This is a genomic window from Spiroplasma endosymbiont of Amphibalanus improvisus, from assembly GCF_964030645.1.
GTDB lineage: Bacteria > Bacillota_I > Bacilli_A > Mycoplasmatales > Mycoplasmataceae > CAXIPX01.
Window position 1 is genome coordinate 69,441 of the sequence record NZ_CAXIPX010000003.1, and the last position, 18,317, is coordinate 87,757.

The 18,317-nt window shown below is 27.1% G+C and carries 19 protein-coding genes; 18 read left to right on the forward strand and 1 reads right to left on the reverse strand.

Features of this window, described 5'->3' with window-relative positions:
- The first annotated feature begins 13 nt into the window (after positions 1-13).
- The 5 genes from AAHM77_RS00770 to AAHM77_RS00790 all read left to right on the forward strand — a co-directional run bounded on the left by AAHM77_RS00770 (position 14) and on the right by AAHM77_RS00790 (position 4,288).
- Complete coding sequence (locus AAHM77_RS00770; protein WP_342252231.1) at positions 14-910, forward strand: hypothetical protein; 897 nt, start codon at positions 14-16, stop codon at positions 908-910.
- A 227-nt stretch (positions 911-1,137) separates the two neighbouring features.
- Positions 1,138-1,629 carry a 50S ribosomal protein L10 gene (rplJ, locus tag AAHM77_RS00775; RefSeq protein ID WP_342252232.1) on the forward strand — a complete coding sequence of 164 codons (492 nt, stop codon included), beginning with the start codon at positions 1,138-1,140 and terminating at the stop codon, positions 1,627-1,629.
- A 50-nt stretch (positions 1,630-1,679) separates the two neighbouring features.
- Complete coding sequence (gene rplL, locus AAHM77_RS00780; protein ID WP_342252233.1) at positions 1,680-2,045, forward strand: 50S ribosomal protein L7/L12; 366 nt, start codon at positions 1,680-1,682, stop codon at positions 2,043-2,045.
- A gap of 123 nt (positions 2,046-2,168) precedes the next feature.
- The gene (locus AAHM77_RS00785; protein WP_342252234.1) at positions 2,169-3,929 is read left to right on the forward strand and encodes an MATE family efflux transporter; all 1,761 of its coding nucleotides are present in this window, start codon (positions 2,169-2,171) and stop codon (positions 3,927-3,929) included.
- A gap of 41 nt (positions 3,930-3,970) precedes the next feature.
- A complete protein-coding gene (locus tag AAHM77_RS00790) occupies positions 3,971-4,288 on the forward strand; it encodes a DUF1904 family protein (protein ID WP_342252235.1) in 318 nt (105 codons plus the stop codon).
- Here AAHM77_RS00790 and AAHM77_RS00795 read toward each other — a convergent pair.
- Complete coding sequence (locus tag AAHM77_RS00795) at positions 4,278-4,766, reverse strand: isochorismatase family protein (RefSeq protein WP_342252236.1); 489 nt, start codon at positions 4,764-4,766, stop codon at positions 4,278-4,280. The genes AAHM77_RS00790 and AAHM77_RS00795 overlap by 11 nt on opposite strands.
- A 144-nt stretch (positions 4,767-4,910) precedes the next feature.
- On the opposite strand from AAHM77_RS00795, the gene AAHM77_RS00800 reads away from it, so the two are divergent.
- The 13 genes from AAHM77_RS00800 (at position 4,911) to era (ending at position 18,316) form a co-directional block, all read left to right on the forward strand.
- On the forward strand, positions 4,911-7,055 hold the full coding sequence (locus AAHM77_RS00800) for an ATP-dependent Clp protease ATP-binding subunit (protein ID WP_342252237.1): 2,145 nt from the start codon (positions 4,911-4,913) through the stop codon (positions 7,053-7,055).
- A gap of 17 nt (positions 7,056-7,072) precedes the next feature.
- Positions 7,073-8,110 carry a heat-inducible transcriptional repressor HrcA gene (gene hrcA / locus AAHM77_RS00805; protein WP_342252238.1) on the forward strand — a complete coding sequence of 346 codons (1,038 nt, stop codon included), beginning with the start codon at positions 7,073-7,075 and terminating at the stop codon, positions 8,108-8,110.
- 31 nt (positions 8,111-8,141) lie between these two features.
- A complete protein-coding gene (locus tag AAHM77_RS00810) occupies positions 8,142-8,915 on the forward strand; it encodes a nucleotide exchange factor GrpE (protein WP_342252239.1) in 774 nt (257 codons plus the stop codon).
- Positions 8,916-8,940: 25 nt separating this feature from the next.
- Positions 8,941-10,818: a molecular chaperone DnaK gene (gene dnaK, locus AAHM77_RS00815; RefSeq protein WP_342252240.1), complete on the forward strand. Its 1,878-nt coding sequence runs from the start codon at positions 8,941-8,943 to the stop codon at positions 10,816-10,818.
- A gap of 34 nt (positions 10,819-10,852) precedes the next feature.
- The gene (locus AAHM77_RS00820; RefSeq protein ID WP_342252241.1) at positions 10,853-11,980 is read left to right on the forward strand and encodes a DnaJ C-terminal domain-containing protein; all 1,128 of its coding nucleotides are present in this window, start codon (positions 10,853-10,855) and stop codon (positions 11,978-11,980) included.
- A 73-nt stretch (positions 11,981-12,053) separates the two neighbouring features.
- Positions 12,054-12,656 (forward strand): hypothetical protein, encoded by a 603-nt coding sequence (locus AAHM77_RS00825; RefSeq protein WP_342252242.1) that lies wholly within the window; start codon positions 12,054-12,056, stop codon positions 12,654-12,656.
- An 85-nt stretch (positions 12,657-12,741) separates the two neighbouring features.
- Positions 12,742-13,770 carry a rod shape-determining protein gene (gene mreB / locus AAHM77_RS00830; protein WP_342252243.1) on the forward strand — a complete coding sequence of 343 codons (1,029 nt, stop codon included), beginning with the start codon at positions 12,742-12,744 and terminating at the stop codon, positions 13,768-13,770.
- Between the two features lie 75 nt (positions 13,771-13,845).
- Positions 13,846-14,001: a 30S ribosomal protein S21 gene (gene rpsU, locus AAHM77_RS00835; protein WP_342252244.1), complete on the forward strand. Its 156-nt coding sequence runs from the start codon at positions 13,846-13,848 to the stop codon at positions 13,999-14,001.
- 90 nt (positions 14,002-14,091) lie between these two features.
- On the forward strand, positions 14,092-16,128 hold the full coding sequence (locus tag AAHM77_RS00840) for a cysteine peptidase family C39 domain-containing protein (protein ID WP_342252245.1): 2,037 nt from the start codon (positions 14,092-14,094) through the stop codon (positions 16,126-16,128).
- Positions 16,121-16,501 (forward strand): hypothetical protein, encoded by a 381-nt coding sequence (locus AAHM77_RS00845; protein WP_342252246.1) that lies wholly within the window; start codon positions 16,121-16,123, stop codon positions 16,499-16,501. Before AAHM77_RS00840 ends, AAHM77_RS00845 begins: the two co-directional genes overlap by 8 nt.
- An 18-nt stretch (positions 16,502-16,519) precedes the next feature.
- Positions 16,520-16,978, forward strand: a complete 459-nt coding sequence (gene ybeY, locus AAHM77_RS00850) for an rRNA maturation RNase YbeY (protein ID WP_342252247.1) — start codon at positions 16,520-16,522, stop codon at positions 16,976-16,978.
- A 15-nt stretch (positions 16,979-16,993) separates the two neighbouring features.
- Positions 16,994-17,401, forward strand: a complete 408-nt coding sequence (gene cdd, locus AAHM77_RS00855) for a cytidine deaminase (protein WP_342252248.1) — start codon at positions 16,994-16,996, stop codon at positions 17,399-17,401.
- The gene (gene era / locus AAHM77_RS00860; protein ID WP_342252249.1) at positions 17,402-18,316 is read left to right on the forward strand and encodes a GTPase Era; all 915 of its coding nucleotides are present in this window, start codon (positions 17,402-17,404) and stop codon (positions 18,314-18,316) included. It begins immediately after the preceding gene.
- The last annotated feature ends 1 nt before the right edge of the window (position 18,317 follow it).

Here is an 18,317-nt window from a genome sequence, read left to right on the forward strand (position 1 = left end):
TTAAAATTGTTCTATGAAAAAAGAAAAGATTTATTTAAAAAACAAATTTTATTGATTAATTGTCTTCGTGTTGATGATAATTTCATTAGCATGTAATGCAATTGCTTATTTTTCCACATTTTTTGTAGGAGATAAAATAGTGGACACATTTAGCAAAATTGGTATTAATATTTCATTGAATGCTGCAAATATAATTGTAGTTTCTGTAGCTGCATTATTCTCTGTTATTACATTTTTATTTGCTATGAAGGGACATGCGTTTAATAAAAAAGAAACTGTTTTATTTTTATTAGAGTTTGAATCAAATAAAAAATTTTCGTCTTTTAATTTAGTATATCCATTCTTGTCCTTCTTTTTAGCTCCTGTAGCCTTTTTAATAGGAGTATCTGCACATATGTTTGATTGAATTCCATTTAAAGAAGAATGACAACTGTTTTATTTCATTTCTGTTGGCTTAGTATTATTATTAGGGTGGATAGGTTCAATGTCTGTACACTTTAAATATTCTAAATTAGAAAAAAGTGTCAACAAAGAAATACAAGAAGTAAATGTTCATAATATTGTGCCGCTAAGTATAGCACAACCAATTCAAGCACAACCAATTCAAGCACAACCAATTCAAGCACAACCTAATTTTAATGCACATTTTGCAGGAAATGTAGCACAAATGCCTGCAACTATGGCAAGCAACCCGGCAACACAAAATCAGCCATATCCACAAAGTATGCCATATACACCTGTCAATAACCAAATTTATGATTATCAATATTATTCATCACCAGCACAATTTTTCTATCCACAATCACAACAACAACCACAAAAGCAAAACATAATGCCTGGTAATTTTCAAAATCCTTTGAATCGACCTGTTAATGTGCAAAACATCAATCAACCTAATTTGAAAAAATAATTAAATTTATAATAAAAAAATGACAAATGCTAGTCATTTTTTTTATTTTAAAGCATTTTATTTATTGACATAAAAGTCAATAAATTATATAAAATATATGGTATAGATTTACCAATGAAAGCAACTGATTGAAAAATCTTAATTTGTTGCCAAGGCAAAGATCTGAGGATTAACCTCAATTGTTCTTAAGCTTCATAATTTTTATTAATTATGGAAAGGTTTATAATATGAGTATAAGTCGTAGTGAGAAAGAACATTTAATCAAAGAAATTGAAGATAAATTAAAAAATTCAAAATCAATGATTATTGTTAATTATCATAAATTAAACGTTCCTAATATGTTGGATTTGCGAAGTGAATTACGACAAGCTGGTATAGAATTAAAAGTTTACAAAAACCGAATTTTTAAAATTGCAGCTAAAAATTTAGGAATTGACGGATTAGACAAATATCTAATTGGTCAAAATGCTTTTTCTTTTGCTGATAATGATTCACCAGATAGTTTTAAAATTTTGCATAAATTTGCAAAAAAGAATCGTTCATTAGAAATGATGAGTGCTGTTTACCAAGATAAAGTTTTGGACCAAAAATCAGTACTAGAAATAGCAGTATTACCTTCAAAAGAAGATTTGATCTGTATGTTTGCTTCAAGTTTAAAATATTCAGTGATGAAATTTGCTTTAACTTTAAAAGCGATAGAAGAAAAAAAAGAAGCATAATTATTATTTTGTGTAAATATTTATTTTAATATTCAAGGGAGACATAAAACATGGCTATTACAAATAAGGATATTATCACTGCAATTGAAGGAATGAAAATTGCGGAATTAAATGAGTTAGTAAAAGAAATTGAAAAACACTTTGACGTTGTTGCATCAGCGGTAGCTGCCGCTCCAGCAGCCGATGGGGCAAATGATGGAGCGCCAACAGAGGTTAATGTAGTATTAACTGATGCTGGTCAATCAAAAGTTGCAGTTATTAAATTAGTTGGACAATTAACAGGTAAGGGATTGATGGATTCTAAAAAATTAGTTGAATCATTACCTGCTGTAATTAAAGAAAAAGTAAAAACTGAAGAAGCAGAAGAAATTAAACAAAAACTAATTGACGCTGGAGCTTCAGTAGATTTAAAATAATTAATTTTAAATAATTTATATTAGTATAAAAAACAATATTTATATATTGTTTTTTTATTTATAAACAAATAAAATGAATTGAAAGTTAAATTAATAATATTATTTTAATTTATTAAGGTTTTTATGAAAGATACAAAACAGAATCTTGATGCACAAGATTCGCCACAAAAAATAAATAATTTTCAAAACAAATCAAAGTATGAAAATTTAATTAAAGCATCTTCACCTTGAAAATCGATGATGAATATTTGTTTGCCATCAATTTTAATTATGATAGTTGCTGCTTCTTATAATGTTATTGATAAGTTTCTAGCAATTGATTTCGCAGCAGATGATGTTTCAGTTAAATTCGCTGCAGCACTTGTTGATCCCAATATGACTGCTGAAAATTTAATAAATTTATCTACCCAGTTCGCAGGAAACATCGTACAGTTGAATTTTGCTTTCACCATTATGATAGGTGCTGGAACTTCGATATTGTTTTCGATAAAATATGGTTCAATTGATAAACCAGGTATGTCTAAAACTGTCAACAATGGATTTGCTACTGCCTTTTTAATATCGATAGTATTGGGATTATTTATGTGATTAATGGTATCGCCTGCAACGAATTATTTTTTGTTAAATATTCAAGCTAATACCAATGAGCAAACTCCAGAAACAACTGCAGCACTAAATGAATTATCTTATCAATACGCTTCAGTGGCTTGTCTAATGCTACCGTTTTCATTTTTATCGAATGTATTTGTCTATGTTTACAGAAGTGAAGGAAAAATTCCTTTGGTATCAATCATTTTATTTTCTTCAATTGGTACTAATGTTATTTTTGCCGTTATTTTTATAAAGTATTGTCATTTAATGTTGACAGGAGCCATGTTAGCAACGGGTCTATCATGAGTTACTATGACATTAATAGGATTTATCTATTCAATGATAAGTAAAAATACATATTTAAAATTTAATCTATATAATTTATTGCACATCGATTTTAAATACTGCAAAGATATTATTTCGCTTGGTTTAACTGCTTTAGTTAATAATTTATCAATTGTATTTTTATCTGTGTTGCTAACTATTTTATTGGGTGATTTAGACGTAAGTAATAATAATTTGCAAGTTTTATATGGCGCAATAGCACCATGGACTTTTTTTCTCACCGCTCCTGCTTCTGGAATATATCAAGGTAGTTCTGTTTTGCTGGGTTATTCTTATGGTGCAAATCGAATGTCGCGGTATAAAGAGCTGATGAAGATAGTTTATATTTTTGAAATTATTTGATTTATCACCGCTTCCTTATTAGTCTTATGTTTTGGTGGTTATATGATTGGTATCTTTGGAGATCACTTTACAAGTGACCCTAATCATCGATGATTAATCGTTTTAAATTATTCTACATTTGCCTTTGCCGGAATTTCCTATTCATTAATCACTTATATGAGAAATATTAAACGTCCAGGAATTTCAACTTTAGGTTCTTCATTTAGAGCTTTTATTGTTCCGTTTGTTTTATCATTGATAGGATACTGAGTTACATCTGCAACCAATAATCAATATGCATTTTTTGCTATTTATGGATTGTCTGAATTTTTTGGTTTAATCGGAGTATATTTGTTATTTAGAAAAGAATTAAACTTATATCGTAATTATCACCATGACATTGATATAAATAACCCAGATGCTTTTGTGCAATTTGAAGTAGTGAGAATGAATGCTATGATCGAAAAACTTAAAGCGAAAAAAGAAAAAAAACGACTAAGTGACGAAAAGAAAAAACGTATTGATATTAAAATTCAAGATTGTGAAAAAATAATTTATACTAAAAAATTAGAAAAAGCTGCTTTTGTAAAAAGAGCATTAGAAGAACAAAAAATTAACACACTATAAGTAATTATATAAATTATTGATAATGAAAAAGGAAATTAAAGATGCCGCATTTTAAATTTTATAATTTAACAGAACAAGAAGTGCAGGGTTTTGTTGATGATCAATTGAATCAATTTATTCAAATTGCCAATTGTCCAGCAAATAAGGTGACTATTCGATTGATAAATGCAAAATCATTTAATACAAAACATAACAAATTAGAAGAACCGATTTTTGTGCACATTGATTGGATGCCTAGAAGTTATCAACAAAAAGAACAAGTGCAAAAGCTACTAACTAACTATTTAAAACATCTTGGTAAAACTTCAATTGTTGTAACAATTAATGACATTGATATTAATTCATATTTTAAATCTTAAATTGAATACCTTTTGTACCATTTAAATCTATAGAAGCATTATAGTTAAGTTTGATCGCATCTTTAAAAGTGGCGCTAACACAAACGTCTAATGCCACCCCAACAATCACAACGTCTTTAACGTTGTGATTTTTTAAATATTGGTCTAAACCATTATCGCGACCTTTTTCATCGTAAAAACCACTGTAACTGTCAGCGTCTTGAAAAATTCCTTTATCAATGATTTTATCAAATAAATTCGTTGGAATCATTAATTGAGCACCTAAGGTATTTTGAATGCAATGGGGTTTTCATCTCGTGAAAGAACAATGATCAATAGGGTGCCAATCACGAGTTGCTATTTTTATATAATCTGGATTATTTTCTAATAATTTAATAATGTATTCTTTAATTTTTTCACTTTCATTTACATATAAAGACCCTTTAGGATCTACAAAATCATACTGATAATCAACAACAATAATCGCTTTTTTATTCATAGTTCATAAATTATAACATTAAATAAAAAAATAAAAAAATTAGCAATAAACCTTGTAGATTGCTAATTTTTAATATAATATATAAAAAATTAGCAATTAGAGTGTTAGATTGCTAATTTTGATTATTTTGGAGGTGTATCTGATATGGACTTTAAGCAAATCTTTGATTACAAAGATAATCCAGAAAAAGCAATTGAACAATTTACGATCAACTTAGTTGATAAGGCAAAATCGGAAAAAATAGATCCCATTATTGGACGTGAAAAAGAAATTCATCGATTATTGCAAATTTTATCACGTAAGACTAAAAATAATCCATTATTAATTGGTGAAGCTGGAGTGGGGAAAACTGCAGTCGTAGAAGGTTTAGCACAAAGAATCGCTAAAAAAGATGTTCCGGAAAATCTGATTGAAACTACAATTTTAGAATTAGACATGGGTGGTTTAATAGCTGGAGCTAAATTTCAGGGAGAATTTGAATCACGTCTAAAGGCGATAATTAAAACTGTTGAACAATCAAAAGGAAAAATTATTTTATTTATTGATGAAATTCATTTAATTGTTGGAGCTGGACGAACTCAAGGAAGTATGGATGCGGCCAATTTGTTAAAACCGTACTTAGCTCGCGGGGAATTAAGATGTATTGGAGCAACAACGTTTGATGAATATCGAGAATATATTGAAAAAGATTCTGCTTTGGAAAGAAGATTTCAAACTATCTTTATTGATAAACCATCAATTTCGGAAGCGATCTCAATTTTAAGAGGGTTGAAACCAGGATTTGAATCATATCATGGTGTTAAAGTACACGACAATGCAATTGTTAGTGCTGTTAAATTATCAAATCAATTCATCACGGCACGTAATTTGCCAGATAAAGCGATTGACTTAATCGATGAAGCTTGTGCTTTAATCAAAACCCAAATCACTTCAGTTCCAGAAGAACTAGATCAAATAAACAGACAAGTAGTACAATTAGAAATCGAAAAATCAGCGTTATCTAAAGAAAAAGATATTGCGTCTGTCCGCCGTTTAGAAAAAATTAAACCTTTATTGTTAAATTTGAAACAACAACAAAAAAAATTAAGTAAACAATGAAATGAAGAAAAAACATTTTTTGAAAATATTAAAGAATTAAAACATAAATTAACAATTTCTAAGCGCGATTTAGAGAATTGTGAGTATTCGGGTGATTTTGAAACCGCTGGTAAATTAAAATACCAAATGATTCCTAAGTTAGAAAAAGAATTGAAAGAATTAAATGACAAAACTCCAGAAAACACTTTGATCAAAGAAGATGTCACCTCTGATGAGATTGTTCAAATCGTATCTCGATGAACAGGAATTCCGGTTGAAAAATTAGTTAAAACTGAACAAGATAAATTATTAAATTTAGAAAAATTATTAAAACAAAAAGTCAAAGGACAAGGTGAGGCTGTTAAAAAAATTTCAGAGTCAATCTTAAGATCACGTAGTGGAATTAAAGATCCGAAAAAACCTATTGGTAGTTTTTTATTTTTAGGTTCAACTGGTGTAGGGAAAACAGAAGTTGCAAAAAGTTTAGCAGATTTATTGTTTAATTCAGAAAATAATATTATCCGATTAGACATGAGTGAATTTGCTGAACGCCATTCAATTAGTAAGATTATCGGCGCTCCTCCCGGATATATTGGTTTTCAAAAAGGCGGTTCATTAACTGAAGCTATTAAGCGAAAACCTTATTCAATTATATTATTTGACGAAATTGAAAAAGCTCACCCTGATGTTTTAAATGTTTTTTTACAAATTTTAGATGAAGGTTTTATTACCGATAACTTTGGTAAGAAAATTGATTTTAGAAACACAATTATTATTATGACTTCAAACGTCGCCGCTAATTCATCAATGATGCCAGAGGGAATTGAAAAAACTAAGGCGTTTAATAATGAATTGAATCGCAACTTTAAACCAGAATTAATTAATCGTATTGATAATGTGGTTTTATTTAACAAATTATCAAAAGATGCTGTTTCAAAAATCATTGAAAATAAATTATTAGATTTAACTCTTCGAATTGAAGATGCTAAAAGTGTCCACATCAATTTCGATGAAACAGTAAAACGAGAAATTGCAAAAGAAGCATATAGTGAAGAATATGGCGCAAGACCTATAAATCGCTTTATTAGTCAAAATATTGAAACTGTTATTGCAAAGGAATTAATTAAAGAGAAATTAGAATCTAATAAAAATTACATATGTATGTTTAAAAATGATGAATGAATTATTAAATCTGCTGTGAAATACAATTAAAGGTTAGGAGGTAAATTATGAAAAATGAACGATCAAATTGAATTCTCAAGTTTATTGTTGAACATTACATTAAATTTGCTAAACCAATTAGTAGTGGTGAAATAATTGAAAACATGCAACTCACCATTTCTTCTGCTACCATTCGTAATGAATGCTTACAATTGGAAAAAATGGGTTTCTTAGAAAAAGATTACAATTCTTCAGGAAGGCGGCCGTCGACAAAGGGTTATCGTTATTATTTAGATTTTCTAATAGACGACCCACAATATAAATTAGAAAAATCAATTAATACTGATAAGGCTATTTCTAAATTAGAACCATTATTTGCTAATCGTAATTTAAAAATAGAAGAAATTTTAAATACTGCAAGTGATTTAATATCTAATTTATTTAATGTAGTCACAGTCACGTCTAGTTCAATTCAAAAAAAATTAAAATTAAATAAAATTGAACTAGTGACTTTAAGTTCACAATCAATTTTAATTATGTTGATTCTAGAAAATGGTTATGTGGAATACAACACTTTAAAATTAGAAGGTGTTTCGCTTGATGAGTTAAAAACTGCAGTTGATCTATTCAATTTAAGATTAACAGGAACTCCACTGTCGGAGTTACAAGAAAAATTAAATACCATTAAGCCGATCATCGAAAAACAAATTAAGGATTATGAAATTATTTTAAATCAATTTTATCAGATTTTATCAGACATGTTAAAACCACAGATGTCACGTCATGGTTTTGAGCGGATGTTAGAAAATCCAGAATTTAAAGATATTAATAAAATTAAAGAAATTATCTCGTTTATTGAACAAATTCATCCGATTCAGTTTTACGATGATTTTGGAAATAAACGAGCAATTAAAAATATTAATGTACAAATTGGAAATGAAATTCAAAAAAGTGGTAATGATAAATTTGCGTTAATTTCTTCTTATTTTAAAACAGACAATAATCATAAATCAAATATTGTTATTTATGGTCCTAAACGAATGGAATATAAAAAAATTTTAGAAATATTGTCTTGGATTAATAATAAAATTAACAATGATGTATAATTAATATTGCAAAAATTTACAAGGAGTTTTTATGCCACAAAAAGATATAAAGGTAAATAAAAAAGAAGATGAACAATTATTTAGTAAATTTAATAATTTACTAAATAATTTAAATAATAATCCTATTTATCTTAAAAATATTAAAAATTCATTAAACCAAAATGATTTTAGAACTGCTCAAAAATCTATTGCTGAATTTGAAGAATATATTCAAACAGTTAATAAAAATTTATTCGAAGGATACAATAAACTTTTGAATAATGTTCAAGAGTTAAATTTAAATAATAACAGTAGTAAGAAAGAAAGCAAGGAACAAAAAAAACAATTGGAACAAGAAGTCCAAACCTTAGTTTCTAAAATAGAACAAATAACAAAAGAAGCAAAACAATTTCGTGAAGAAAAGAAAATGCTAGTTGAAAAATGCAATCAATTAAAAAATCAGTTAGATCATGAATCAATTGATTTTAAAAATTATGGTTCATTTAATTTAGCAAAAGAATTAGTACCAATTTTAGATTTATTTGAATCATCATTGAATGTAAAAGTAAAAAACGATGAAGTGAACAACTTTTTAATGGGATTTAAAATGGTGTTTAATAATCTAAAAGAAATATTTGATGCACAAGGAATCAAACAAATTAATATAAAACCTGGTGATGAGTTTGATCACGAAATTCACGAAGCTATTGAAGCGGTTGATGATAATTCAAATTTTAAATCAAATCAAATTGTAGAAGTACTAAAAAAACCATATAAAATGAAAGAAAAAATTTTACGACATGGAATCGTAAAAGTAAAAAAATAACTAAATAAAGAGAGGTTAACAAATTATGGGAAAAATTATTGGAATAGATTTAGGAACAACTAATTCATGTGTAGCAATTATGGAAAGTGATAAACCAAAAGTTTTAGAAAATCCAGATGGTAAAAGAACTACTCCTTCTGTTGTATCGTTTAAAGGAGAAGAAATTATTATTGGTGATGCTGCAAAACGTCAAGCAGTAACTAATGCAAACACTTTTAGTTCAATTAAAAGAAAAATGGGAACTAAAGAAAAGGTTTCAGTTAATGGAAAAGAATATACACCAGAACAAATTTCTGCTGAAATTTTAAGATATATTAAATCATTCGCAGAAAAAAAATCAGGTTCAAAAGTAGACAGTGCTGTAATTACTGTACCTGCTTACTTCAACGATGCACAAAGACAAGCAACAAAAAATGCTGGAAAAATAGCTGGTTTAAAAGTGGAAAGAATCATTAATGAACCAACTGCTGCTGCATTAGCTTATGGAATTGATAAAAGTACTAAAAAGAGAAATATTTTAGTTTACGATTTAGGTGGAGGAACTTTCGATGTGTCTGTATTAGAATTACACGAAGGAACTTTTGAAGTATTATCAACATCTGGTGATAACAAATTAGGTGGTGATGATTTTGATGAAATAGTGACAAACTGAATTATTGCTGAATTTAAAAAAGAACACTCAATTGATTTGGGTAAAGATAAAATGGCATTTCAAAGATTGAAGGCAGAAGCTGAAAAAGCGAAAAAGAAATTATCAACACAAAAACAAGTGGAAATTTCAGCACCTTTTATTACTGCGATTGATGGAGCTCCAGTACATTTAAATTTATCTCTAACAAGAGCTAAATTCGATGAAATGACAAGTAGTTTAGTAGAAAGAACAGTTAAACCATTAAACGATGCTATAAAAGAATCTAAATTATCATGATCACAAATTACCGATGTACTATTGGTTGGAGGTTCAACAAGAATTCCTGCCGTTCAAGAATTAGTTAAAAAAATTACTCAAAAAGAACCAAACTGTACAGTTAACCCTGATGAAGTGGTTGCCGCAGGAGCTGCAATTCAAGCAGGAATTTTAGGTGGAGATGTAACTGATGTCTTGTTGTTGGATGTTACACCTTTAACTTTAGGAATTGAAACTTTAGGTGGAGTTTCAACACCATTGATCCCAAGAAACACAACAATCCCATGTGACAAAAAACAAATATTCTCAACAGCTGAAGATAACCAACCAGCAGTAGATATTAATATCTTGCAAGGGGAAAGAAAATTTTCAAGAGATAACACTTCATTAGGTAGATTCCAATTATCAGGACTTGAACCAGCACCAAGAGGGGTCCCACAAATTGAAGTTAAATTTTCAATTGACTCAAACGGAATCGTTTCAGTTCATGCTAAGGATTTAAAAACTAATAAAGAACAAAAAATTGTTATCGAAAATAAAGATAGTTTATCAGACGAAGAAATCCAAAGGATGATTGATGAAGCTGAAAAAAATAAAGAAAATGACGAAAAAAGAATGAAAGAAATTGAAATTGTTAATCGTGCTGAAGGGACAATTTCAATGTTGAAAAAATCTTTAGATGGAGCTAAAGAATCTGTAACTCCTGAACAAAAAAAAGAAGCTGATAAATTAATTAGTGATTTAGAAACATTAATTAATAAAAAAGAATATGATGCATTAGATAAAAAATTAAATGAAATAGAACAACAAATGTCACAATTGGCTCAAGCTTTTGAAAAAATGAAAAAAGAAAAAGAAACAAAAGGTGAAGAAGCTGAAGTTGTTAAAAAAGATGCTGATAAAAAATCAACAGATAATAAAAAAGAAGATGATAAAAAATCAACAGATAAAAAAGAAGATGATAAAAAATCAACAGATAATAAAAATAAAAAATAATAAGTACTATTGATTTTAAGGAGAATCCCAATAAATGCCAGACTCAAAACAATATTATGAAACATTAGGCGTTGCCAAGGATGCGTCTGTTGATGAAATAAAGTCAGCATATCGTAAATTGGCAAAAAAATATCATCCAGACATATGCAAAGAAAGTGATGCCGAAGAAAAATTTAAAAAAATCAACGAAGCATATGAGGTTTTATCTGATGACACCAAACGCAGTAATTATGATCGTTTTGGTTCAGCAGATCAACAAGGGTTCCCGGGTGGAGGTTTTGGTGGATCGCCATTTGGCAACGGAGCTGATATTAATGATATTTTCGCTGATATTTTTGGTGGAGGTTCGCCATTTTCTGGTGGATTTTCTAACAATCAAAGTCATCAACCATTTTCTGGAGATGAACCACTTGATGGTAATCCCATTTATATGGAATACAATATGAACATTAAAGAAATGATGTTTGGAAAAACTGTTCCTCTACATTTAAAAGTTGATGTTAATTGTAAGGAGTGCTCTGGTGAAGGAGCTTTAAGTGAAGATATTACCAATTGTACAAGTTGTAATGGTTTAGGATATGTAATTATTCACCGCAAAACTTTATTTATGACTACCCAACAAAAACAACGCTGCAACTCATGTAAAGGTCGTGGAAAAATAATTTTAAAAAAATGTTCAGGTTGTCATGGGAAAGCGCGCAAAAAAGAAAACAAAGAATTATATGTTAAAATTCAACAATCATTAAATCCAGGTAGTCAAGTAATGGTCAAGAATGAAGGTAATGATGGTTACAACGGTGGACAAAAAGGGAGCATTATAATAACTATTAATCTGATTAAAGATCCGCATTTTTCTCGTTCTGGCGATGATTTATTAGTCACAGTTGACATAAGTTATTTAGATGCTATTTTAGGTGGTGTTATTGATGTTCCAACTTTAGATGATGAAATTATTTCTGTGAAGGTTAAACCCGGAACACAAATAGGTAATAAATTGAATGTCCCAGATTATGGTTTTTTTATTAAAAATCGCAAAGATAAAAGAGGAAAATTAATCATCACATTGAATGTTGTGACTCCTGTTTCTATAAGTGATAAGGAGAAAAAAATATTAAAATCTGTACAAGAAATTTCAACTTTTGATGTAAAAAATAATTTTTAATAAAATGATTTAAAAAATCTTATATTCAATTATAAGATTTTTTTATGTTAAAATATTTTAAAAAGGTGCAGTTATGAAAGTTTTATCTATTAAATCCATCGTGAGTATTTCTAACATTATTATTTATTTAATTTTAATATTATTATTTTTAGGTTTTGGTTTTAAATTGGAAGGTTTCAACGGAACTGCTTCCTTAAATATTTGTTATTTTCTTATTGTTTTAGCCTATGGAATATTTATCACTTATCATTTAGTGCGAATGCAGGAATTGAAAAAAACTCAATTTCAATTAGTTAAACGTCATACCATTTTTATGAACACTTTTTACTACACACAGTATGCTATTTTTACCATAGTTCTAGGTTATATTATTTTTGTAGGTACTACAGTAAATAATGCTTATGATTATAGCAATATTATTTCTATATTATTTTATGTGTTATTGCCGTTAATATTTGTCACTACAATTGTTGTCTCTATTTTGGAATCAATTGTACGAGTAGAAGAGCGCATTTTCTTAAACAAGTTGGCTTGAAAAGAATCAAAAGAATATGAAGATAAAATGGCACTTCAAAACAATACTAATCCTTTTGAAGATGAAAGCAGTGTTAAAAAAAATACTAAAAATGTTAATGACGAACAACATACAAAAAAAAGTGAAAATCCATTTGAATAATATTGTTGTTGTTTTTTGTGATATATACATTATTATATATAAGAAGGTTTATTTTTATTTATAAATCAAGGAGTGAAGAACCAGCATGAAACAACCACCGTTATATGTGGGAATGGATTTAGGCACATCGTCAACATTAGTTTATGTTGAAGGTTCAGGTATTGTTTACAATGAACCAAGTGTTGTCGCTTATAATATTAAAGAAAATAGAATTGTTGCAATTGGTAACGAAGCTTATAAAATGATTGGTAAGGGAAATAAATCAATTAGAATTGTGTTTCCGATGAAAAATGGAGTAATACAAGATATTAGGGCTACTAGGTCACAATTGAATTATATTTTTAGTTTTAAATTAAAATTAATGTCACGTTTAAAAGACTCTATTATGCTGTTAGCTTGCCCATCTATGATAACACCTTTAGAAAAAAAAGCTCTAGAGCAAATAGCCAATAGTTTTGGCGCTAAAAAAGTTTTTGTTGAAGAAGAAGTTAAAATGGCAGCTTTAGGCGGAGGCGTTGATATCTATAAACCTCAGGGTAGTTTAGTGATAGATATTGGTGGAGGGACAACTGATATTGCAGTTATTGCTTCTGGTGACATCGTTATATCTAAGTCTACAAAAGTTGCAGGGTCATTTTTAAATGATGAGATTGTAAAATATATTCGTTCTAAATATGGTTTAGAAATCGGCAATAAAACCTCAGAGCAAATAAAAAAAGAAATTGGTTCAGCTTTTCGTTATTCTGATGAAAAAAATATGTCTATTTATGGTCGAGATATTGTTTCTGGTTTACCAAGAACAGCTTCAATTTCTCCGGCAGAAATTCGTGAAGTTTTAATTGTTCAATTATCAAAAATTCTTGATTGCGCTGTGGAAGTGTTAGAAAAAACACCGCCTGAATTAGCAGGTGATATATTTCAAAAAGGAATGGTAATTTGTGGGGGTGGTGCTCTGATCAGAGGGATCGATAAATATTTCACTGAATTATTGAAATTACCAGCAATAATCGGAGAACAACCATTATTAGCTGTTGTCAATGGAACTAAAAAATTTGAATATGATATTAAAACTCGCATCAAAGAGTTAAAACAAAAAACAAAAATGAATTATTAGTTTTTTTTAATATTTTATTGTGGTACAATATATATAGATTGTGTGTCTATTGTTATAGACAGAAAGTTGTAAAGAGTGGCTACTGTAATCATTAAAGATGGAGAACCATTAGATAAAGCATTAAAAAGATTTCAAAAGGAATCTTCATATAAGCGTAAAGAAGCTCGCAAACGCGAATATTGAATGAGCAAAAAAGAAAAAAGAAAATATAAACAAGATCGTAAAAAATAATTTTTTAAATCACTATTTTATTAGTGATTTTTTTATTTTAAAGGCAAAGGATTTTTTTATTTTATCGTTAATTAATAAACGGGTGATAAAATGATATATCCTTTTGTAAAACAAGATGCAAAATTTGATTGTGGATTTGCTTGTGTTAGTATGATCATCAATTACCATCAACATTTAAATATTAGCGTTGACGAATTAAAATTTTCTAATAATTTTGGAGATGGTCAATTATCTTTGTTAGATATTCAACGAATTTTATTAAAGTATAAAATTAAAATGAATTCATATGAAGTGAAAGTAAATTCTTTAATTACTGAAGTCTCCTTTGATAAACCGATAATTTGCTACTGTGTAAACAAAGAGGGGATGAATCACTTTGTAGTAGCTTATGCTTATAAACGTAAAAAAATTTTAATCGGCGATCCTGCAAAAGAAAAATTAGAATGAATAAACATTAACATATTTTACAAATTTTTTAAAAACATTATTGCAATCCCTGAAAAACAAGAAAAAGTTAATTTTCAGAAAAATCAAATTTTTATATTTTTAAAAAATTATAAATTATTTATTATTTGTGCTGTATCACTAGCTGTCATAATCAATATTTTATTAGTTCTAAATAAAGGTTTTATAAAAATTTATTTAGATTTATTGACCAGACATAATGTAAACCAAATTTTTAGTATTTGTTTTATTTTTTTCTTTTTAATATTAATTAAAAGTTTTTTAAAGTTAGCATTTCAAAATATTGTTATTAAATTTAATTTAAAAATTAATAAAGAGATGCAAATTAAATTCTGAAAAAAAGTGAATAGATTAAAGCCTATTAATTATCAAAAAAATAATAATTCGCAATGAATTAAAAGAATTGAAGATATTAATATTTTAGCAAGGTTTATTAGTGTTGATTTTTTAAACTTATTATTTACATTTATAATGATGTTATTTTCATTAATTATTTTAGTAACAACTAACTCCATTTTATTCTATTTTACTTTATTTGAAAATCTTGCAACCTTTTTAATAACATATCTCTTTATTAAAATTAATAAAAAATATTACGATAATTATTATAAACAATCATTATCAACTCAAAATTATTTTTTAGAATATGTTTATTCCCATAATTATCGTTATAATAGAAATTTAAATAATTTATTTTTTATAAATTTAATTAATGAAATTGAATCAATGAATAAGAGTGCTTATAAATTAACATATTTAAGAAATAGTCGAATAATGTATCAAAATTTAACAATCCAAATTTTTAATTTATTAATTTATTATTTTTCTTTTAGCTATATTTTAAATTTACAAATGAATTTAGGGGATTTAATGTTATGCGGCGCTTTAAAAAGTTATTTAATAGATTTTAATATCAATGTCTCAGGTTATATTCTGGATCGAAATAAATATAATTTATCCTTTAAACGTGTAGAACCAATTTTATTTTATGAAGACAATGAAATCAAAACTATTTTTAACGAAAAAATTAATACTATAGATTTTAAAAATATAAATTTTGAATATGATGGCCAACCAATTTTAAAAAATTTAAATTTTAGAATTAGTGATAACTCTCTTATTCGTGCTCCTAGCGGTTTTGGTAAAACAACATTATTAAAGATTATTAATTATGGTAATAATGAATATGGAGGTTCTCTTATCATTAACGATAAATATGATTTAAATAATATAAACAATGTCAGTTGAGTTAATAAAGTTTTATTGATTGAACAAAGTGATTATATTTTTAACGGAACGATACTAGATAATTTAATTAATTTTAATAAGGAAAACATGGATAAATTAAAAAATAATTTTGAAATCATTAATATTATAGAAAGTTTAAAATTAAACTTAGAACAAAATTGTTTTAATAATGGCGAAAATCTCAGTAAAGGTCAAAAACAAGTGATTATTTTTATCAGTGCATTACTCGAAGAACGTGATTTGTATATATTTGACGAAAGTTTAAGTAATGTTGACCATCAATTAAAAATACAATTAATAAAATTATTATTTAAAATGAAAAAAAATAAATTAATTATTTATGCTAGTCACGATCAGGAACTACATAAATATTTTAGCAATATTATTGATTTAGAAAAAATTAGTAATGAATAAGAAAATTCTTTGAATCTTATTTTTTGCCATTGGCGCTGCATTATTTTTAATTTCAATTCTAATAATGTTAAATATGCCTAAAATAATAAATGGTTATTTAACGATTAAAAATAATGGTGATGGCGAATCAGAGTCGATAATTATTTTTGTTCCTGATGAAAGTGTTTATGAATTACCGGAAAATGCTTTAATTAAATATCAAATTGACAATAAATGATTTTATATTAATTCCGAATTATCATTAGAATATCAATATATTATTATAGAAAATCTTGATGCAAATATTTTGGACACACTTTACACTAATGCTTATTTAGAAGTTGGACAAATTTCATTTTTTAATTATTTTTTAGAAATAATTTTTAATGTATAATTGACAAGGTGGTTTAACTTGGAAGATACATTTAGCATTATTAATCATACTCAAAATTTTATCAATAATTTTGAAGACAATTGAAATAAAATTTTATTAGAAACTAAAAAAACTTTAAAGATAAAAAAGCGATTAGAATTATCTCTAAATATTGTTGACCCAAAAATGCAAGTGTCTTTAAATGTTAAGTATCGAAACAAAGATTATATTGCTGATGTTTTGTCATTTGAAATGAAAGATAATATTTTGCAATTAGTTGATAAGAATACAATGTATTTGGGAGATATTTTTATTTGTTTTGAACAAGCTGAAAAACAAGCGAAAGAGTATGGACACTCTTTGGAACGAGAATTAGCCTTTTTATTTCTTCATGGTTTATTACATATATTAGGCTATGATCATATTAATGAAGCAGACGAAAAAATAATGTTTGGATATCAAGATCAAATTTTAAAAAATTTATCTATAAATAGATAAAAGAATAGGAGAGTTATGGCAATAATAGAAAACGAAATTTTTAAAAGATTAAAAAAATTGAAACAAAATTCATATGCTCCATACTCTAAATTTCAAGTTGCAGCAATTGTGGAAGTTGAAGGTAATAAATTAATTTATGGTGTTAATGTAGAAAATGCGTCATATCCTGTTGGAATATGTGCCGAAAGAACAGCTCTTAGCCAAGTTTATTCACAAGGTTATAAAAAAAATAAAATTGTCAGAATGTATTTAATAGGTTCCTCAATAGACTTCACTTTTCCTTGTGGAATGTGTCGTCAATTTATTAATGAAACAATGAATCCAGAAATACAAATTATTTTGTTTAAAGATAATGGGGATTACAAAGAAATAAAAGTGAGTGACTTACTACCGTGAGCTTTTAAAGGTGAGGATTTGATTTAAATGGATAATCAAAAAAAAGATTTTAAATCCGGATTTGTAAGTTTGTTAGGTAGAACCAATGTTGGGAAGAGCACTTTTTTGAATGCGATATTAAACAAAAAAGTATCAATAGTTACCCCTAAAATTCAAACTACTAGAAATCAAATTCGTGGAATTTTAAATGATACAAACAAACAAATAATTTTTGTTGATACACCTGGGATTCACAAATCAGAACATGAACTTGGTAAAAATATGAACAGTAGTTCCCTTCAATCTCTAAAATCATCTGACATAATTTTATTTTTCGCTCCCCTAAACGAGCATATTGGTGAATCTGATAATTTTTTATTAAAAATTTTAAAAGAAAAAAAGATACCAACTATTTTATTATTAACTAAATCAGATTTAGTTAATAATAAAATTATTTTAGAAAAAATTAGTGAATGAAAAAATCGTTACGAATTTAATGAAATTATTCCAATCTCTTCTGATCATAAAGAATCCTTGCAAAAAGTAATTGTAGCATTAGAAAAAATCTTACCCGAGGGTGTAAAATACTATCCCGATGATACTTATAGTGATCAACCTGAAAAGTTTTTAATTCGAGAAATTATACGTGAAAAAATTATAATGTTAACTAAAGAAGAAGTGCCATATTCTGTTGGTGTAATGGTGGAAAGTCAAGAAGACCTGCCGGAGGAAAACACAATTATTATTTCTGCTTCTATAATCGTCGAAAGGAAAAGTCAGAAAATTATTTTAGTTGGTAAGAATGGAAATATGATAAAAAAAATTACTTATCAGTCACGAAAAGAATTATCAAACTTATTAAACACAAAAATTATTTTGAATTTATTTGTAAAAGTTGAAGAAAAATGAAGAAATAAATCTAGTGTTTTGAAAAAATTAGGATATAACAAAGAAAGTTATTAAT